Origin of the sequence: Methanothermobacter marburgensis str. Marburg (assembly GCF_000145295.1) — an archaeon.
Taxonomy (GTDB): domain Archaea; phylum Methanobacteriota; class Methanobacteria; order Methanobacteriales; family Methanothermobacteraceae; genus Methanothermobacter; species Methanothermobacter marburgensis.
Window position 1 is genome coordinate 1,583,118 of sequence record NC_014408.1, and the last position, 18,690, is coordinate 1,601,807.

Genomic DNA, 18,690 nt, shown 5'->3' on the forward strand with positions numbered 1-18,690 from the left:
AGTGACAAGCTAATCTCTCCTTACCCTTATCCTTGAGGCCTCCTCCCTGCGGATGGATAAGGGGTGGCCCCTGACCCTCACCTTGAGGGGGTCGCCGAGGGGTGCAACCTTTTCAAGGGTTACCCTGGACCCCCTGACGATCCCCATCACCGTGAACCTGTGCTTTATCTTACCAGTAATGTCAACTGAGGTGACCGTTACCATCTCTGATTCGGATATTCTGTCGAGTGTAGTTTCCATGACACCACCTTTTTAGGTATTCCTAAACTTTAGTTATACCTAAACTCCCATCACATATAAATTTTTAGGTTTTCCTAAAATGGGTTTCATGAGGGTGAAAAATCAGACATCAAAAAAATAAAAAATAGGGGTTTAATTTCTTCCCTGATAGAAATACCCTGCTCCAAGGAGGCATACAATTCCTATGATGCCAGCAAGAGCATAAAATGGTGTCTGGGTGCTTGCTGAACCGCTCTGACTTGAAGCAGCAACCTCATAGGCCTTACCTGACTCACCGGCAGGTTCCGACTGTGAAACCTCACTGGCCTCAGATGACTCACCAGAACTGGCAGCCTCACTGGGTGTGGAACCTGATATTCCACCGGATGAACCTGATGACGGTGCACCGGTTTCACCAGCACCAAGACCATCATCCCTCCCTGTGGAGGTATCAGACCCGGTATCAGATCCCGGTACATCAATGGATTTGCCTGTGGCTGCAGCCATTGCACTTGCAAACTTCCTCAGGGCAGCCTGATTAAGGGAAGAGAGTTTCACAACCCACTCATTGAAGACGATGTTGGCACAGGTATGGTGACAGCAGACAACACCATACTCATTGACCGCCGAGATATACTCATCTGCAAGCCTCTGAAGCGTTGTTGAATCAGTCCTCCACAGGCCCCTTCTGCTGGCCTCAAGAAGCCATGCCACGGTGGAGGCATACGAGTAGGGCTGAACACTCCTGAACCTGTCCCTCACAGAGGAATCAAGGACATAGGTCTCGGCGACCCTCTGCCACATCCAGTCCTGTACAAGTTCAGGTGTGACTGCGCTCCACCCGAAGAGGTGTCCTATCTCCTTTGAGATCTGATGACCCCCTGAGAATCCCTGGCTTAGCATTCCCTCAATCCACTTTGGGTTGTAGGTCCTTGTCCTCAGTTCAGCTGCAAGGAAATCTGAGAGTGTCTCAATCCTCGGGGCGAACCTTGTGTTGGCAATGTAGGATGCAACATTCTTACCTGACATTGCCCTTGAAGCCATTGTGAGCCCTCCGAGGTACTGGTAGACATCATCGTTGTCCAGGACCCCGTAGACACTGTCCCTCACCTGCACGGTTGCATCTACATTTGATAGCTGCTTCATGAAGACCTCCTTTGCATCAATGGCGTATATGTCCTTTCCATAGATGAATCCCATGTGGTTAAGGTAGGTTTCAACAAGCTGTGACTGGTTGTTCCACTTGGCAGTGGACTCAACAACAGCAGGTATCCCTGTACCGTAACTTCCAGGTGCGCTGCCGAATATCCTTGCCCCTGCAAGTGTATCTGCCATTGGCAGACCCCTGGCGGTGTAATTCGTGAGATCCTGAAGGTAGTGTTTTCTGAGATAGTTCTGGTTCACCGGTTCATCCAGTTTCATCACAAGCCTTATTGCCTCGTCCATCCTGTCTATGCTGTAGGCAAAGGTATCCCTGAAGAGCCCGCTGATGGTTACAAGGACATCGATCCTTGGCCTTCCCAGGGTTGCGAGGGGGGTCACGTTGATCCCTGTGAATCTTCCTGACTTATCCCATACCGGCTCAGCACCTATCAGTCTCAGCACCATGGCTATTGTCTGTCCATTGGTCCTCATGGTTTCAATGGCCCAGAGAACAACCCCAACGGTTTCAGGGTACCTGCCGTTCTTTGCAAGGTAGTCTGCTATGAGATCATCGGCCATCTTCTTACCGATCTCCCATGCAGCCCTATCCGGTGCCAGTCTGGGGTCAAATGAGTAGGAGTTTTTACCAGTCGGCAGGAGATCGGGTATCCTGATGGGGTCGGCGCCTCTTCCCGGCTCAACGAATCTGCCTTCAAGGGCCCTCAGGAGATTGCTGATCTCACAGTCACTGGCCAGCTTCTCCCTTATGGCGTTCCTGAACTCTGTGGTGTTACGTGTCGCCGGGTCAAAGCTCACAATGGCCTCAACCATTGCATCAAGTAGCTGGCCGCTCAGTGGTTCTCCGAATACATGCAGACCGTAGGGTATCAGTGTTGCTGAGAGTTCATCGAGTCTGTGTTCGATCCTGTCAAGTGCCTCCTCAAAGGATGCGTTGAGGTCAAGGTTCAGTTCCCTGTGAAGGTCCAGCTTCACCGTGAGGTTCCTTATCTCATCTGCGATTATCAGTTTCCTCTGGGGATCCTCTGATGAGTGGTAGCTGTTGATCTTGTGCTGGAGTTCAGCCAGGTCTCCGTAGAGTTCGCCCACGACCATGGGTGGAATGTTGTGGTTGATGAGCACCGCATATCCCCTCCTCTTGGCCTGTGTTCCCTCACCGGGGTTGTTGACGATGTAGGGGTAGATGTGGGGAAGGTCACCTATCATGACGTCTGGCCAGTCAAGTGAGGAGAGTCCAACAGATTTGCCTGGCAGCCACTCAAGGGTTCCGTGTGTTCCAAGGTGTATAACTGCATTGAAGTTCTTCTGAAGCCACAGGTAGAATGCCAGGTACTGGTGGTGGGGTGGGAGCGTGGTTGAGTGTATGAGGTCAGCTGCGTCCTCGCCAAAACCGCGCATTGGCTGTGGCCCAAGGAATACGTTTCCCAGCATCACACCGGGTATCACGATGCTGCCATTGTATACCATCACGTTTCCTGGCGCTGGCCCCCAGGTTGCTGTTATGTTGTTCCTGAGGGCTTCAGGAAGGAGGCTGAACCATGCCATGTATTCTGATACGGGTATGGTTACTGCACCTGCCTTCACAACCTTTGCAAGTTCCCCTGGGGCCCATGATCCCACATTGAGGCCCGGTCCAAGGAGTATGTTGATTACCTCTGCAGTTGACTTTTCATCCACTGTGTAACCTGCTGCCTTCAGGGCCCTCAGTATCGTGCTTATGCTCTCTGGTACGTTGAGGTAGCTGGCACTGATACCATCCTTACCGCCCCCTATGTTGTAGTAGATGAGGGCTATCTTCTTCTCTGAGTTTGAAAGTTCCCTCAGTTTCACCCAGTTGATCATCCTCTCTGTGAGCCTCTCTATCCTGTCGGGTATGGGTACGTAGTACGTGTACCTCAGGCCTGTCTCCGGGTCAACCATCTCAACGCCGCCGCCGATCATGATGGGCTCTATTCTCCCATCAATCTCTGGGAGGGCTATCTGCCAGTAGACCTCGGATGAGAGTCCTGATATGCTCTCGTTCCATGTTTTGAGGTTTGACGCATATACCGCTGAGAGTGCGGGTACATCAAGTTCCCTCAGTATGCTGGTGGAGTTCACCGGATCCCCGTTATAGAGGTTGAACCCCATACAGGTTATGAGGCCACTTATCCTTGGTGTTCTGTTGCCATCCAGGAAGAACTTCTCTATGACATTCCTCTTTGTTGGTGTGTCCGCTGCAAATCCAAGCATCACATTGTAGCCCTTGCGCTCGAGGCTCTCAACTATCGCAGTGTGCATCCTCATGTCGCTTCCACGGTAGTAGGTGTCAAAGGTCAGGATCCCTATCCATGGTTTTCCCGGCTTGTAGTGTCCGCTCTGCACATACCATGAATAGTACTGGTCCCAGCTGGTGAACTGCTGTGCTGATTCAGGATGGTAGACAAAGGATTTTATGGCTGGAATTGCTGTGAGGTTCTCCCCTGGTCTGAGCTTCATCCCTGCATCCCTCAGAAGGAGAAGCATCATCCTCCTGAAATTTTCAGGGCCCCCCTGGTCCCATATATTCTTAACAGTTGCATTGTCCTCGCCTATCTGGGGATAGCTCTTGAATGTGTTCCCTGTTCCTATGGCTATGATCCTTCTTGCTGATGTGACGTTGAGGATCTGGTTGACCTTTGCAACCGTGTTTGGACTGCTTATCATCTGTATAAGTATCACGTCGGCCCTTCTGCCAGCTTCAATGGCTGCTGCATCGATCTGCGGGTCGTTTCTCAGGAGTTCATCATTGGTGAACATTGAGAGGTTGAATCTGTAGCCGTTCTGGCCTGCCAGTTTATACCCCTCCACTATCGCCTTTGTACTGGATGTTGACCCGGTCAGTATCAGAAGGTTGTAGTGGGATGAGTTCTCTGCAATAACGTCTCCCGTGGTGTTGCTGCTGTTATCCGCTGCTGAAACACCTCCTGTAAACATGAGTGCAATGATTAGAATTAATGGAATCACTGATCTTCTCATATTCTCACCTCCATTTAATTTTATTTTAAATCAAATATTGTTGAATTAAGATTTATATAAAATTTGCTTTAATAAAAATAAAAATTATTTTAATATGCTGTGTATCTGAATTTGATACCTGGCAGCCGTCAATGGCTCAAAAAAGATGAGTATCTTATCTGCAGATTCATGATCAAAGAGGGCCCGCTGGTGTGCTTTACAAAAATAATATCCTATCCGCAGCTAAATCAGATCACATGAAGAAAAAGAAGAAGATGGTGGGCGTGAGGTGCCAGTGCCACGAACCCCCGGCCAGGGAGAGCGGCATGAGGACTGTTATGTGTCCCCGCTGCGGTAAGATATACAGGACCGATAAGGAAGACGATCTCTGCTTCAGCTGCCAGAGGCGCTGATCAGAACTCGGTCTACAGCGTATAGCTCAGCTATCAGAACATCATCAGAATACCGCGCCCTGTACCCCAGATTATACTCACCGCTATGATGAGTATAACAAATATGGAGACATAGCTGACCGCCGGTTTAACAATCCTCTCCGGTAACCTGTAGCGCAGGAGCTCCTCAAACATGAGGCCTCCATCAAGGGGCTTGGCAGGTAGAAGGTTAACCGTACCCACCGCGAAGTTCAGGAAGAATATCCAGAAGAAGAGCTCCTCCAGGTAGGTGAGGGCAAATGGAAGGGTACCTCCAAAGACCGATGCCACAGACTCCCTCACCTTCAGGTGGTTGCTGGTTCTGATACCCATGTAGGCCCTGCTTGAGTTGTTGGGGTTTCTGCCTGTCTTAAGCCTGAATGTCCCCTGATCAGTGTCTATTGTGATAACCTCACCAACCCGTATCCTCTTAAGGGCCATTCCATAGGTGGTGAGGTTTGTGGTTGGCATTCCATTTATGCTCTCAATGACGAGGCCCGGTTTGAGGACCTCGCTTGCAGGACTTCCAGGGACCACACTGTCTATCTGAACACCGTCGGCCTGGAAGGCAGCGGGCATGGCATATGCTGAAATACCAAAGAATAGTGCAAAGCATATACCTGCAAGTATGAGGTTCGCCACTGATCCGGCGGCATATATCCTCAGCTTTGAGATGGGGCTCACCTTCTTGATGTCATCCTCGTCAGGTTCAACGAAAGCGCCCGGAAGTATTGCCAGAAGAAGGAGGCCAATGGATTTTATACGGACCCCCTCAACCCTTGCAAGTATCCCATGGGCGAATTCATGCACCACTATGACCGTGGCAAGGCCCACTATACCGTAACCCAGAGGCACGTAAACCGGTGATCCCGGTATGTCAACACCCGGCACGATGAGTGAAGCCTGTGGAGTCACGAATATGTTCTGAAGGGACATCACCATGAGGTAGAGCATGTAGAACATGAAGAAGAACGCCACAGGGATGCCCGCATTCAGTATCCACCTCCAGAGTCTTGGGTGGCCTGACGCTATGCTGTCGATGAATCCCCTCATCCTCTTTGTTCTCCTCAGGAGGAGAGGTCCCTGTATCTCAATCTTGAGTCTGTCCCTGAAAAGAACAGCGAGTGTCCATATCAGGATAAATGCGATGACGTAAAACCACAGTGCATTCATATTACATAACACCTGTTTTAATGGTTGTTGAAGCGGTCATATAAAAGCTCCCATTTATATGTGCTGGCAGGGTTTCAGAGTGTCATTGAATCAAAGAGGAGGACCTCACACTCCTCACCTTCAGCTATACCCTCAAGGTTCTCATCTATCACTATGTAGGCATTTGACTCCACCATTGACCTTATTATACCCGAACCCCTGCTCTGGACGGGTTTAACTGTTCCGTTATCTGCATTTGCCCGCACGTATTCCGTCCTGCCGGGTCCAGATGCAACCTTACCAAGACACCGCCTCTTCACTGTTCTGTGACTGTAATCCAGGTGCTGCATTCTGAGAAGATAATACCTTGCAAGGACATCGAACTGAACCATGGCAGCGACAGGATACCCTGAAAGCATGAATACAGGTTTACCCTCAACAATTCCGAATGCCACAGGTTTGCCTGGCCTCATTGCCACCCCATGGAAGAGTACGTCGCCAAGGCTATCCACGGCATCCACAACCACGTCTCCACGGCTCACCGCTGTTCCGCCGGTTGTTATGACCATGTCATGTTCCTTCACTGCCCCTCTGATTTCATCCACTATGATATCCATGTCGTCGGGGGCGTGGCTAACCTCTGCATCACCACCTGCACTCTCCACAAGGGCCTTGAGGGTGTAGAGGTTTGAGTTGGGTATCTTACCTGGTTCAAGGTCCGCTGAAGGCTCCATGAGTTCATTACCTGTTATTATCACCTTTACCGAGGGCTTTTTATACACCCTCAGCTGGCTGTAACCTGCCGATGCCGCCATGGCAATTTCTGCAGGCCTGAGGAGGGTTCCTTTACTCAGGACGGTATCCCCTGCCCTGAAATCCTCTCCTGCCGGTGACACGTTCTCTCCAGGAAACACAGGTCTTACAACACTGATCTCAGATCCTGAGCTGACAGTGTACTCCTCCATGACAACAGCATCTGCTCCGCGGGGTATGGGGGCCCCTGTTGCGATTTTAACAGCCTCCCCCCTATCCACATCCACATCAGATACATCCCCGGCCCCTATGGAATCTGTGACAGTGAATCTTGATGGATTCTCAGGTGACGAACCGAATGTATCCTCGGCCCTCACCGCGTATCCATCCATCGCTGACCTGTCAAAGGGGGGGGAGTCAAATCTGGCTTTTAAATCCTCCGCAAGAACCCTTTTATGGGCATATAAGAGATTAAGGGTTTCAGTCTCAGTTGATCTCTGATTTTCATCAAGAATCCTGAATGCATCCCTCACTGGTATGAGTTCTGATAGAAACATGTGACCATCACCGCTTAAGTACTGTTTATACTATTAATATATAAAGGGGGATATAAATTCCCGGCTGGAAAAATAATCTTTGATTCATGGAGGTTTCATGATAGAGGTGGACTCTGTCTCTAAAAGCTTTGGAAGAATCAGGGCCCTTGATAACCTCAGCTTCAGTGTGAGGGAAGGGGAACTCATGGGCATAATCGGCCACAACGGTGCCGGTAAGACCACCGCAATACGCATAATAGCAGGGATACTGCACCCTGACTCTGGCACAGTCCATGTGGGTGGCTATGATGTTACCAGGGACCCACTCAGGGTTAAAGCAATGATAGGTTATCTTCCAGAGGAGCCCAACCTCTATGAGCGTTTCAGGGCTGCGGATCTCCTGAGGTACTTCGGTGAGCTCTATGGTGTCCCCAGGGATGTGCTGGATGATAGAATATACGAGTTACTTGAACTCGTGGGTATGAGTGAACGTGCAGCGGACCCCATAAACACGTTCTCCAAGGGCATGCGGCAGAGGATCGGGATAGCAAGGGCCCTCATACATGACCCCCCAATCATAATATTCGATGAACCCACCATGGGCCTTGACCCGGCAACAGCATTCTCAATAAGGGAATTCATAAGGGAGCTCAAGGGCTCAAGGACCATGATACTCTGCACCCACTACATGGAGGAGGCCGATTACCTCTGTGACAGGGTCGCCATAATAAACAGGGGGCGCATACTCGACATCGGAACCCCAGATGAACTCAAATCCAGGGTCCAGGGGGACCTGATACTTGAAGTTAAGGTATCAGAGCCCTCATTGATCAACAGGGACTCTCTTATGAAGGTGAGTGGTGTTAAATCCGTTGAAATAGATGGTAAAATCATCAGATTCTCCCTTGGTAGCCGTGAATCCATAACAGAGGTTATAGAGAATATTCCTGGAACGGTCTTCAGTGTGAACACACGGGAGGCAACACTCAACGACGTATTCATACAGAGCCTGAAGGGGTCCTAGATGAATCTCCTAACAGTTACAAAATGGGAACTCACGGGGACATTCAGAAGCCGTAAATTCCTCTTCATATTCATATTCCAGATACTGGTACTTTCACTCACCATATTCATGTTCAGTGGCTTCATTGAGATGATAGGTGAGGGAAACACCTTCACCCCCTCCCTAAGGGGTTTTGCAGAGCTCAGTGTCACCGACCCCTCAGGTATCATCTCCGGGCAGCTAAACCCCGACGTCCTCTATATACATGGGGGTGCGCCCTCCAGGCTCCTTGTCGATAACTTCACAGGCATCCCCCTGAATGCAATGCTCTACCTTGACTATTCTGATCCAAGAAGGACCGTTGTAAGGGACGAGGTGGAAGCAGCGGTTGAAAGGGCCTCCACCGTGATAACCAGGGAACTCATTGAAACCCCAACGCCGAGACCTGAGGTCCGTGAGGAGACACGGGGTGAGGCCCTTCCACTTCAGCTTGTGAGGCGTGTCATGGTTTCAATACTCCTATTTCTCCCGGTTTTCCTGTTCGGAAACCTGGTGGTGGACAGTATTGTGGGTGAAAAGGAGAGGAAAACAGGTGAAGCCCTTATTGCAATGCCCATAAGGCGCTCTGAGATAATCATCGGGAAGTGCCTCTCTGTTACCGCAACGGTGGCGCTGCAGGTGGGTGTATGGATGATCCTCATAATGGCGGCCGGTTTCCAGATAAGCAACCCGGCAGGTGCCTATCTAACCGTTGTGCTCTCATCAACGCCCATCATAGGGCTCACTGCACTCATATCGGTTTATGCAAAGAACTACCGTGAGGCCGGGATAGGTATAACCTTTGCCTACATAATCGCAGCAGCATACCTGATTGTGCCGGCCCTCGCCTACATGGCCGGTTCCTCAGGGTCCCTCTCACCCATGACCCTCACCATAAAGCTGATATCAGGAGTTAACCTGAATGCAGCTGACCTCATACCGCCCCTGTTCTCGGTCCTCATACTCAACATCCTCTTCTATGGCCTTGCAGTCAGATTATTCAGCAGGGATGATGTGGTTTTTGGTCCAAGGCCCGGTATTTTAAGGTTGATGGTGAGACCATGAAACTGAAGGCCCTTACAGTTAAGGAGGCGCGGGACATATTCTCAAACAGGATCTACATGCTGCTTGTCCTGGTGCAGGTCATAATAATACTGGGTGCCTATGGACTTGCAGTTGTAAGTTCCGTTGCAGCAGATCCAGAGCTCATTGGGGAGTGGGGTGGTTCCAGGTTCCTCAAGGTGGGTGTTGTGGGGGATGAACGTCTGCTCATTGAGGGCCTTGAGAGGGAGGGTCTGGGTGTTACGAAATTCCCGGATCTTGCTGATGCCAGAAAAAGCCTTGGATCAGGGGTGGTTGCCATTGTCTACACCAGCGGTGGGGATGTCCGTATCGAAGCAGACACCGGCAGTGCATTCTACACCATCATGAGCGAAAGGCTTCAGCGTGCCGCCTCATGGTATGCGGAGCAGAAACAGTTCAGGGAGGCGGCTATTCCATCATCCAAAGTTAAAGCTCTGGAGAATCCTGTTAAACTGAAAATTATCCCCGTTAACAGGGAAAGGTATGCTCCACTTGCAGTTGAAAGCTCCTACTTTGTGGAGATAATGTACGGGTTCATAATACCCTTTGTGGTTTTCCTCCCATTCTTCCTAGGTAGTAACATTGTAACCGACAGCGTGGTTGGTGAGAAGGAAAGGAAAACCTTCGAGGTCCTCCTGATGGTCCCCCTATCCGAGACCAGCATAATTCTTGGTAAGATAACCCCTGCACTCATTTTTTCATTCATTCAGAGCCTCCTGTGGCTCGGGATAGTGATGCTCCTTGGGGTGCCTGTTTACAATATCCCCCTGCTGTCCATTATAATGTTCCTCACGGGACTGGGATTCACAGGGACCGGTCTCTTCATATCCATCCTCGCAGACAGCACAAAGGAGGCCAACTCTGCCATCACGGTGGTGCTCTTCTTTGCAACGTTCCTGCTCTTCGTGCCCCTATTCATGGATATGGGCATCTTCAACCCCATAATACGCTTCATACCAAGCATCATAATGGTCAAGCTCTCATCGAGCCCATATCTCAACCCGGGTCTCATCTATGACATGTTACCGGCAGCATTTTTATCTGTAATCCTCTTTGCGGCTTCAGTTGTCTCATTCAGGAGGGAAGGAGTCATAAGACTCTGACCCTAACAAAAACCATATTTTTTGTCTCATCAGATGATAAGACTCTGACTGTTACCATCCACCTGACTACAATGCCCCTACTGAGTTGTCTCAAGTAAAAACGCTGACAAGGATCCTTTTTTAAAGAGGTGAGGCAGGATCAGTTGTTTCATCAGGTGAAAAGACTCTGATCCTCACAAAAAATCTGTTCAGTGGACGAGGAGCAGCATCACAGCCCCGGCACCGATGGGAATGGTTATGTTATCCTCAACCGGGGTGTAGGCCTCCACCAGCATACCCGCAATAGCCCCTGTGAGTGCGGTTAGGGGGTCAAGGAAAAAGAGGGCCCCCAGGAACCCTGCTAAAAGGAAGGCCGCTGAACCCTCAATGCTCTTATCAGGGTTAAAGGGGAGGGGATGTGAACCATACTCCTTGCCGATGATTGTGGAGAGTGAGTCACCCAGGGTGAGTATTATAACTGAGGCACTGGCCACTGAAATGTTAAAACCAAAGAGGGCATATGTGAGGGCCATTCCCAGAAAGTAGTAGATGAAGCCCCTCTCGGTATCATCCCTCCGGCAGCTCCTGAGAACATAGGAGAAGAAGGGGAGGGTGAACCTTCTGTCAAGCTGAAATATCACCTCACCCATGAGTGCTGCTGCGAGGGAGAGGGCCACCATGGGGAGGGAGCCAAGGTAGCCTGCAAGGATCACGAACACTATGCCTGCTGCATGTATGATTTGCCTGAAGAACTCCCTCCTGTACCTCAAAAAAACACCTATGTGGACATGTATGCCTCAATAACCCCATGGTAGGCATCATAAAGTTCAGATACATCCAGGGCTACATCATCAAATTTCAGGGCACCACCGCCAGTGGTTCCTATCACAGCGCAGGGCACTTCAAGTTCCTGGATTATTTCCTCCACGGATCCTGTCACTGTTAGGATGTACCTTCCATTTGATTCAGAGAATAGTGCCTCATGGATGTTACTGAAGCTTCCAGGGATCTTCCCTGTGTCTATGGTTGCCCCGATACCTGACTTTATGGCCATCTCAGCGACTGCAACCCCTATACCGCCTGCTGAACAGTCATGGATTGCCGTTACCTTATCCCCAAATCTCTCAATTATCCTCCTGACTGAGTTTGCAGCGTCAAATTCTGCCCTGAGATCTGTCTCGGGTGGCTTACCATCAACAATGCCATGAACTGTCCTTAGGTACTCTGAGGCGCCCAGTTCAGGTTTTGTATCCCCGATGACGATTATCTTCTCGCCCTCAGCCTTGAAGTCCATTGTCTTTATGCTATCAAGTGGTAGCCTCCCTGCAACTCCAACGACGGGGGAGGGGTTCACTGTAACACCTTCGGTTTCATTGTAGAAGCTCACATTACCGCTTATTACCGGCGTGCCGAAGGTCTCTGCCATGTCAGCCATTCCCCTCACACATTCCCTGAACTGCCAGAAAACCTCTGGCTTCTCCGGGTTTCCGAAGTTGAGGCAGTCCACTATGCAGAGTGGCCAGGCGCCCATTGAAACAACGTTCCTTATTGCCTCCCCCACAGAGGCTGCGCCACCACCATATGGGTCCAGCTTTGTGTGGATGCTGTTGCAGTCAACGGTTAGCGCAACTCCAGTCTTCTCATCGACCCTGAGGACCGCCGCATCATCACCTGGCTTCACAACGGTCCTTATCTGAACCTCATGGTCATACTGGCGGTAAACCCACCTCTTGCTTGCAATGTTCGGTGATGACAGGAGTTTAAGGAGCGCTTCAGTGAGAAGGGGGTGCTGGACCTCCACCTGCCCCTCAGGTAAATCAGGTTTTTTTGCCTCCCTTTCAATCACAGGGGGATCCGCGAGGAGCTTTGCTGGCAGGTCCGCTATAACCTTCCCTTCGCTTTCAACTATCATCCTTCCGGTATCTGTAACCTCACCTATGACCGCGGCCGGAAGCTCATATTTCCTGCAGATCTCCATTGCCTCATCAACCCTGTCAGGGCTGAGCACGAATATCATGCGTTCCTGCGACTCTGAGAGCATTATCTCATAGGGTGTCATTCCCTCCTCCCTCAGGGGTATCGCCTCCAGGTTGACCCTTGCACCGTTATCACACTTGGCCACGAGTTCAGAGATGCAGCACGTTAAACCCCCGCCCCCGAGGTCCTTCACGCCTGAAACCTCTATTTTCTCCATTATCTCAAAGCTCGCCTCCATCACCATCTTCTTGGTGAAGGGGTCGCCGACCTGAACCGCTGGTCGGTCCTCCAGTTCAGATGAACTTGTGAGTTCCTCAGAGGCAAAGGTTACGCCATGAATTCCATCCCTGCCTGTTCTACCCCCCATGAGGAGGAATACATCGCCTGGCCGCGGGGCTATCCCCCGTTTTATCTCATCCTTGCGCACAAGGCCTGCGCACATAACATTCACAAGGGGGTTCAGCTGGAAGTTATCGTCAAATTCAACCTCGCCTGCAACTGTTGGAACCCCCACACGGTTCCCGTAGTCGGATATGCCCTTAACCACGTGTTCAAAGAGGTACCTTGATTTCTGGTCCTCAAGGTATCCGAATCGAAGGGAGTCAAGGAGGGCTATGGGCATGGCGCCCATTGAGATTATATCCCTCAGAATCCCGCCTATACCTGTACCTGCCCCCCCATATGGTTCTATCGCAGAGGGGTGGTTGTGGCTCTCAATTCCAATGGCCATGGCCAGTTCATCGGTGACCTCAACCACACCGGCGTCATCACCAGGACCTATGATTACCCCCTCACCCTCGGTTGGGAAGAAGCCGAGGACCGGGCGACTGCTCTTGTATGAGCAGTGCTCAGAGAACATCACATCCAGCATCCCGTATTCGAGGGGATTCGGATCCCTCCCAAGTTCTTTCCTTATGAATTCAATCTCTGAATCTGTTAAAACCATTTTCACACCTTATCTGAAGGTTTTATGGATATTATAAGGTTTTCATCCGATATCTTCCATTCCTTGGTGTATTCGAGTTCGGTGTAATCAAAGGAGAGATGACTGGCCCTGACCTCATTCTCAACGAATTCCCTCTGGGGCTCGGTCAGTTCCCTGAACTCTGGGCTACATTTCACTGAAACCTCTATTCTGGCCTCAACGTCCAGGTCAAGGTCCTTCCTCATATCCTGGATCCTCCTTACAAGTTCGCGGGCCATTGCCTCGCTCATTATCTCAGGTGTGAGTTCCGTGTCAACGAATACACTTCCGCCCTCAAACTGTGCATTCACGATGTTCTCAGGGAGCTCTGTCTCAAATATTATATCATCGGGTTCCAGGACGATTATTCTGCCGTCCAGATCAACCCTAAAGCTGCCCTCTGATTCCAGTGCGGCTTTAACCTCAGCGCCATCCGCCTCCTCAAGTTTTCTCATGACAGGTGGCATGTCCTGCCTGAGCTTTGGACCCAGAGTTGCGGGGTTTGGTTTGGCTATTATCCTCATATCAGGGAATTCAGTTGAAGTCCTGATGGACTTGGCGTTGGCCTGTTCAGCTATAACCCCCTTGAGGGATTCAGCGGCCTCCAGAACCTTATCGTCCTCTGATACCACAACTATCTCCCTTACAGGCCATCTCAGCTTGTACCTTGCAGTGTCCCTTGCCCTTGCACATGCCTCTATTATCTCGCGGACGATGTCCATCTCTGCCTCGAGTTTGCCATCCACCGCATCCTCACTCACCATCCAGTCCAGCATGTGTATGCTCTCAGGTGAGTCGGGTTCAGCCCCCCGCACAAGGTTCTGGTAGATGTCCTCGCATACGTGGGGTGCTATGGGTGATAGTGTCACTATCAGTGTCTTGAGGGCTGTGTAGAGGCTGTGGTAGGCTGCCAGCTTGTCTGGGTCGTCCCTCTCTATCCATGTGCGGCTCCTTATGAGCCTTATGTACCAGCGGCTGAGGTCCTCCACTATGAAGTCGTGGATTTCACGGGTTGCCCTGTGGAAGTGGAGGTTATCCAGGGCCTCTGTCACCTTCAGGGCCACAGAGTTAACCCTTGAGATTATCCATCGATCCTCATCCCTGAAGTGGAGGTCCTCCAGTTCATGGTCACCTGGCTGGAACCTGTCAAGGGACATGTAGGTTGTTGCGAAGACGTAGACATTCCAGAGTATGTTGAACATCTTATTAACATTCTTAAGTTCGTCCCATACGAATTTAAGGTCCTCCCATGGCTTGTTGGCCCATAAAAGGTAGAACCTCAGGACGTCTGCCCCGTACTTCTCTATGACATCCTCAGGTTCAACAACGTTCCCCAGGGACTTGCTCATCTTCCTGCCCTCTTCATCAAGGGTGAAACCGTGCATGAGCACCCGCCGGTAGGGTGTCTCATCAAGTGCTATCACACCGCAGCCAAGCTGTGAGTAGAACCAGCCCCTTGTCTGGTCATGTCCCTCGGTTATGAAGTCGTAGGGGAACCATTCACTGAAGAGTTCCTTCTCTCTGGGGTAGTGTAGGGCTGCCCAGCCTGCAACCCCTGAGTCTATCCAGACATCCAGGACATCGGGTGTCCTCTTCATTCTGCCCCCGCATCTACCGCACTCAAGTATTATCCTGTCCACATGGGGCCTGTGGATGAAGTCCCCTTCAAGCTGGCCCTCAACAGCCAGCTCCCTGAGCTCCCCTATTGATCCAACAACGTGTATGCTGTCGCAGTCCTCGCAGACCCATATGGGGATGGGTATCCCCCAGTAGCGCTGCCTTGAGATGGTCCAGTCCCTCGCATTCTCTATCCAGTTCCTGAACCTGCTCTCCCCTGCCCATGAGGGGATCCACTGTACCCTGTCGAGTTCACTGAGCATTTTATCCTTTATCTCTGTTATCTTAAGGAACCACTGCTCTGTGGCAAGGTAGATTATGGGTGTCTTGCATCTCCAGCAGAACCCGTACCTGTGACTGATGGTCTCTGCCCTCAGGAGGAGGTTCTTTGATCTCAGGTCATCTATTATGTCAGAATCGGCGTCCTTAACAAAGAGTCCCCTGTATTTCCCTGCATCCTCAGTGAAGACCCCTGCCTCATCCACAGGGCAGAATACGGGGAGGCCATATTCTTTACCTATCTCAAAGTCCTCTGGACCATGACCAGGGGCTGTGTGCACGCACCCTGTACCCTCTGTGAGTGTCACATGGTCCCCCAGGATGACCCTGTGCTCCATGTCCCTGTGGCATGGCACCTCCTCATCCAGGGGGTGCCTGTAGGTGAGGCCCTCAAGTTCAGATCCCCTGACGGTCTTTATGATCTCAGCTTCCTCCCCCAGGACCTTCTCAACGAGTGCCTCTGCCATTATGTAGGTTTCCCCATCCAGACGGGTGTGGGCATAATCAAAGTCAGGGTGGACCGCAACGGCCATGTTTGCAGGGAGGGTCCAGGGTGTTGTTGTCCATACCAGTATATACGTGTCCCCTGAGACTGGGAACTTCACGTAGATGGATGGGTCCTCCTTCTCATGGTAGTCTATCTCTGCAAGTGCCAGGGCCGTTTCACAGCGCGGGCACCACGTTATCACCCTGAGGTCCCTTAAAAGGAGGTCCTTCTCATGGGCCCTCTTCAGGGTCCACCAGCATGATTCCATGTAAGCAGGGTCGAAGGTCACGTAGGGGTCATCCCAGTCCATCCAGACCCCAAGGCGCTGGAACTGGGATGTCATAACAGCCTTGTTTTCCATCGCAAATTCCCTGCACTTCCTGACAAATTCCTCTATACCGATCTTATCCTCAATGTCCTTTTTGCTCCTGACACCCAGGATCCCCTCAACCTTGTGCTCTATTGGGAGGCCATGGGTGTCCCATCCAGGCTGCCTCCTGACATTGAAACCCCTCATTGATTTGAACCGGAGGTAGGAGTCCTTCATTATCTTGTTCCATGCTGTTCCAAGGTGAATCCTTCCGCTGCAGTAGGGTGGGCCGTCCAGGAATGAGTACCTTGGGCCCTCCTCCCTCAGTTCCTTCACGCGTTCATAGATATCCCTTTCTTCCCAGAAACTCTGAACCTTTTCCTCTATCACATGGGGCTTGTAGGATTTTTCGGCTTCCTGGATTGGCATGAATTTCTCCCTCAGCTGGATATTAGAATGTCCGGAGCTGGCCCTTGACCAGCATCTCGGTTATGCTTGGTATGTCCTCAAGCCATGCGTCCATTACTCCTGAAACCTTTCCTGTGATGTCATCCATGGTGTAGCCGTCCTCAAGGATCACCTGGGCTGTGGCGGCCTTGGGGTGGTCGATTGGCTTTCCTATCTGGCTGAGTATCATTATATGGACCTGTTTAACTCCCTCGATGCTCTCCACTATGTCTGCGGCCATCTGGTTTGAGAGCAGATTGTAGATCTTACCTACATGGTTTATAGGGTTCTTACCTGATGTTGCCTCCATGGACATTGGCCTGTTGGGTGTTATGAGGCCGTTGGCCCTGTTACCCCGTCCCACTGATCCGTCATCACCCATCTCAGCGGAGGTCCCTGTAACTGTTATGTAAACGGATGGCTCATCGTCCTCACAGCGGTCGGCTGTATTTACAAAAACCTCAAGGTTTCTCTCTGTGATCCCTGAGGCCAGCTTGAATACCTCATCCTTCACCACATTCTTGATCTCAAGGTATTCCTCTAGGTCTGATACGTATCTGTCCACCATTGCACAGGCAACTGTAAGGGTTATGTTGTCGTTTTCCCTGAGACCCATGACCTTTATGTCCTCACCCACTGCGGGGTATTTCTTCTTGAATTCAGGGGAGTTGAGGAGGTTCTCTGCCTCCATCACTATCCTCTCGGTCTCTGAGAATGGTGCGAATCCAACCCCGAATGATGTGTCATTTGATAGGGGCGCCCTTCCCTTCCTTGCAAAGACATCCCTCAGGTCCCCTGAACCGTGCCCGATCTTGCACTCCACCACGGTGCAGGTCTCAACATCAAGGTTTATTATGTTGTCCCTGAGGTACTCCTTGGCTGCTGATATGGCTATCCTGTCAAGGCCTATCTTCTCTCCATCAACCTCGGCGATGCCCCTTCCCGTGAGGAGTATCTCTATCGGTTTTATAACCTCACCGCCTCCAAACTGTGGTGCGGATTCTCCGGCTGTTATCTGTACCTCGTCGGTGTTGTGGTGCATTATGGCACCGAATCTGTCAAGGTAGGCGTTGCAGAGGGCCCTGCTCACTGATTCAGCGATCCCGTCACTTATACTGTCAGGGTGTCCTATGCCCTTCCTTTCAACTATTTCCACCTTCTGGTCCTCGATTGGTGTCTGGTTAAGGGGTTCAACGATAATATTTCTCACACTGATAACCTCCTGATGAATATGCACAATAATGGTTTATGGTTTTGAGCTGATGATATAAATAAATATAACACAGTGTTTTCAGGAGAATCTATGATGGAGAAAGAGGTGTTCAATAAGACAAGGGGCGCCACTCTTGGTGCTGTGAGGTTTGCAGATACATTCCTTTCACGTTTCAGGGGTTTGATGCTCAGGAGGAATGTTGAGACTGGACTTGTACTTGAAATACCCGAGGGACGTGGAAGATATGGCTCGGGAATACACATGTTCTTCATGCTGGTCCCGCTTGACGTTCTATTCGTTGATAAAAATATGAGGGTGGTGGATATGGCTAAACTCAAACCATGGCAGGTCTACAATCCAGTGAAACCTGCAAGGTATGTTATAGAACTTAAAAAGGGAAAAATTGATGAAACCGGGACCCGAATAGGCGACACGCTGGAATTTAAGGATATCTGATTCCACCTCAGGAACCCTAAAATGTGAAATCCCATGGGAGCTAGGATCCCGCCCTCTTTTTTATCTCGGAGATTGCAACCTCCGCCACCCTCCGAACCATTGGGCTCTCATCGTCAAGGAGGCCCTCAAGGTCCTCGACTGAATCCTCATCACCGAGTATTCCAAGGGCCAGGGCACAGGCGTACCTCACACCGGGTTTCTCATCTGAAAGATGCTCCCTCAGGGGTTCAACAGCCCTTTTATCATCAAAGGTTGCAAGGGCGAGTGCAGCCGCCTCCCGGACATGGTAGTCCTCGTCATCAAGGGCCTCTATGAGTGGTTCCACAGCCCGGGGATCTGCAACCTCTGCAAGGAGTTCAACAGCGTCCTCACGCACAACCCAGTCAGGGTTCTTGAGTTCCTCAAGGAGAAAATCAATCCTCTTACCCTCCATTAAAACACCCCCTATCTCCATTATTTCTGTTGCAGATGATAATTAAATTTTATGAAGGAGAATGGGTGCTGA

General features: G+C 50.8%; 14 protein-coding genes. 5 read left to right on the forward strand and 9 right to left on the reverse strand.

Annotated features, from left to right (window positions below):
* Positions 1–9: 9 nt before the first annotated feature.
* Together MTBMA_RS08560 and MTBMA_RS08565 are read right to left on the reverse strand one after the other, a co-directional pair.
* On the reverse strand, positions 10–240 hold the full coding sequence (locus tag MTBMA_RS08560) for a FeoA family protein (RefSeq protein WP_013296530.1): 231 nt from the start codon (positions 238–240) through the stop codon (positions 10–12).
* A gap of 132 nt (positions 241–372) precedes the next feature.
* Complete coding sequence (locus MTBMA_RS08565) at positions 373–4,377, reverse strand: cobaltochelatase subunit CobN (protein ID WP_013296531.1); 4,005 nt, start codon at positions 4,375–4,377, stop codon at positions 373–375.
* 236 nt (positions 4,378–4,613) lie between these two features.
* Here MTBMA_RS08565 and MTBMA_RS09095 point away from each other — a divergent pair, with 236 nt between their 5' ends.
* The gene (locus tag MTBMA_RS09095) at positions 4,614–4,769 is read left to right on the forward strand and encodes a hypothetical protein (protein WP_171770401.1); all 156 of its coding nucleotides are present in this window, start codon (positions 4,614–4,616) and stop codon (positions 4,767–4,769) included.
* Positions 4,770–4,802: 33 nt separating this feature from the next.
* On the opposite strand, the gene MTBMA_RS08570 is transcribed toward MTBMA_RS09095, so the two are convergent.
* Complete coding sequence (locus tag MTBMA_RS08570) at positions 4,803–5,960, reverse strand: site-2 protease family protein (RefSeq protein WP_013296533.1); 1,158 nt, start codon at positions 5,958–5,960, stop codon at positions 4,803–4,805.
* 74 nt (positions 5,961–6,034) lie between these two features.
* The gene (locus MTBMA_RS08575; RefSeq protein WP_013296534.1) at positions 6,035–7,249 is read right to left on the reverse strand and encodes a molybdopterin molybdotransferase MoeA; all 1,215 of its coding nucleotides are present in this window, start codon (positions 7,247–7,249) and stop codon (positions 6,035–6,037) included.
* 97 nt (positions 7,250–7,346) lie between these two features.
* Here MTBMA_RS08575 and MTBMA_RS08580 point away from each other — a divergent pair, with 97 nt between their 5' ends.
* Genes MTBMA_RS08580 through MTBMA_RS08590 form a run of 3 tightly spaced genes read left to right on the forward strand, consistent with a single transcriptional unit; the run spans position 7,347 to position 10,456 of the window.
* The gene (locus tag MTBMA_RS08580; protein WP_013296535.1) at positions 7,347–8,252 is read left to right on the forward strand and encodes an ABC transporter ATP-binding protein; all 906 of its coding nucleotides are present in this window, start codon (positions 7,347–7,349) and stop codon (positions 8,250–8,252) included.
* Complete coding sequence (locus MTBMA_RS08585) at positions 8,253–9,335, forward strand: ABC transporter permease (protein WP_013296536.1); 1,083 nt, start codon at positions 8,253–8,255, stop codon at positions 9,333–9,335.
* Positions 9,332–10,456, forward strand: coding sequence for an ABC transporter permease (locus tag MTBMA_RS08590; protein ID WP_013296537.1), 1,125 nt, complete (start codon positions 9,332–9,334; stop codon positions 10,454–10,456). Before MTBMA_RS08585 ends, MTBMA_RS08590 begins: the two co-directional genes overlap by 4 nt.
* A gap of 188 nt (positions 10,457–10,644) precedes the next feature.
* Here MTBMA_RS08590 and MTBMA_RS08595 read toward each other — a convergent pair whose 3' ends face one another.
* Genes MTBMA_RS08595 through MTBMA_RS08610 form a run of 4 tightly spaced genes read right to left on the reverse strand, consistent with a single transcriptional unit; the run spans position 10,645 to position 17,726 of the window.
* The gene (locus tag MTBMA_RS08595) at positions 10,645–11,205 is read right to left on the reverse strand and encodes a diacylglycerol/polyprenol kinase family protein (RefSeq protein ID WP_013296538.1); all 561 of its coding nucleotides are present in this window, start codon (positions 11,203–11,205) and stop codon (positions 10,645–10,647) included.
* Between the two features lie 8 nt (positions 11,206–11,213).
* Positions 11,214–13,358: a phosphoribosylformylglycinamidine synthase subunit PurL gene (purL, locus tag MTBMA_RS08600; protein WP_013296539.1), complete on the reverse strand. Its 2,145-nt coding sequence runs from the start codon at positions 13,356–13,358 to the stop codon at positions 11,214–11,216.
* 2 nt (positions 13,359–13,360) lie between these two features.
* Positions 13,361–16,498, reverse strand: coding sequence for an isoleucine--tRNA ligase (gene ileS, locus MTBMA_RS08605; protein WP_013296540.1), 3,138 nt, complete (start codon positions 16,496–16,498; stop codon positions 13,361–13,363).
* 22 nt (positions 16,499–16,520) lie between these two features.
* Positions 16,521–17,726: a methionine adenosyltransferase gene (locus MTBMA_RS08610; RefSeq protein WP_013296541.1), complete on the reverse strand. Its 1,206-nt coding sequence runs from the start codon at positions 17,724–17,726 to the stop codon at positions 16,521–16,523.
* Positions 17,727–17,819: 93 nt separating this feature from the next.
* Between MTBMA_RS08610 and MTBMA_RS08615 the strand changes: the two genes are divergently transcribed.
* Entirely contained in the window at positions 17,820–18,185 is a 366-nt protein-coding gene (locus tag MTBMA_RS08615) for a DUF192 domain-containing protein (RefSeq protein WP_013296542.1), read from the forward strand.
* A gap of 40 nt (positions 18,186–18,225) precedes the next feature.
* On the opposite strand, the gene MTBMA_RS08620 is transcribed toward MTBMA_RS08615, so the two are convergent.
* Positions 18,226–18,618, reverse strand: coding sequence for a HEAT repeat domain-containing protein (locus MTBMA_RS08620; RefSeq protein WP_013296543.1), 393 nt, complete (start codon positions 18,616–18,618; stop codon positions 18,226–18,228).
* Between the last annotated feature and the right edge of the window lie 72 nt (positions 18,619–18,690).

Coding starts and splice junctions, on each gene's coding strand:
- MTBMA_RS08560 (WP_013296530.1), bottom strand. CDS start 240: ATGGAAACTACACTCGACAGAATATCCGAATCAGAGATGGTAACGGTC.
- MTBMA_RS08565 (WP_013296531.1), bottom strand. CDS start 4,377: ATGAGAAGATCAGTGATTCCATTAATTCTAATCATTGCACTCATGTTT.
- MTBMA_RS09095 (WP_171770401.1), top strand. CDS start 4,614: ATGAAGAAAAAGAAGAAGATGGTGGGCGTGAGGTGCCAGTGCCACGAA.
- MTBMA_RS08570 (WP_013296533.1), bottom strand. CDS start 5,960: ATGAATGCACTGTGGTTTTACGTCATCGCATTTATCCTGATATGGACA.
- MTBMA_RS08575 (WP_013296534.1), bottom strand. CDS start 7,249: ATGTTTCTATCAGAACTCATACCAGTGAGGGATGCATTCAGGATTCTT.
- MTBMA_RS08580 (WP_013296535.1), top strand. CDS start 7,347: ATGATAGAGGTGGACTCTGTCTCTAAAAGCTTTGGAAGAATCAGGGCC.
- MTBMA_RS08585 (WP_013296536.1), top strand. CDS start 8,253: ATGAATCTCCTAACAGTTACAAAATGGGAACTCACGGGGACATTCAGA.
- MTBMA_RS08590 (WP_013296537.1), top strand. CDS start 9,332: ATGAAACTGAAGGCCCTTACAGTTAAGGAGGCGCGGGACATATTCTCA.
- purL (WP_013296539.1), bottom strand. CDS start 13,358: ATGGTTTTAACAGATTCAGAGATTGAATTCATAAGGAAAGAACTTGGG.
- ileS (WP_013296540.1), bottom strand. CDS start 16,498: ATGCCAATCCAGGAAGCCGAAAAATCCTACAAGCCCCATGTGATAGAG.
- MTBMA_RS08615 (WP_013296542.1), top strand. CDS start 17,820: ATGATGGAGAAAGAGGTGTTCAATAAGACAAGGGGCGCCACTCTTGGT.
- MTBMA_RS08620 (WP_013296543.1), bottom strand. CDS start 18,618: ATGGAGGGTAAGAGGATTGATTTTCTCCTTGAGGAACTCAAGAACCCT.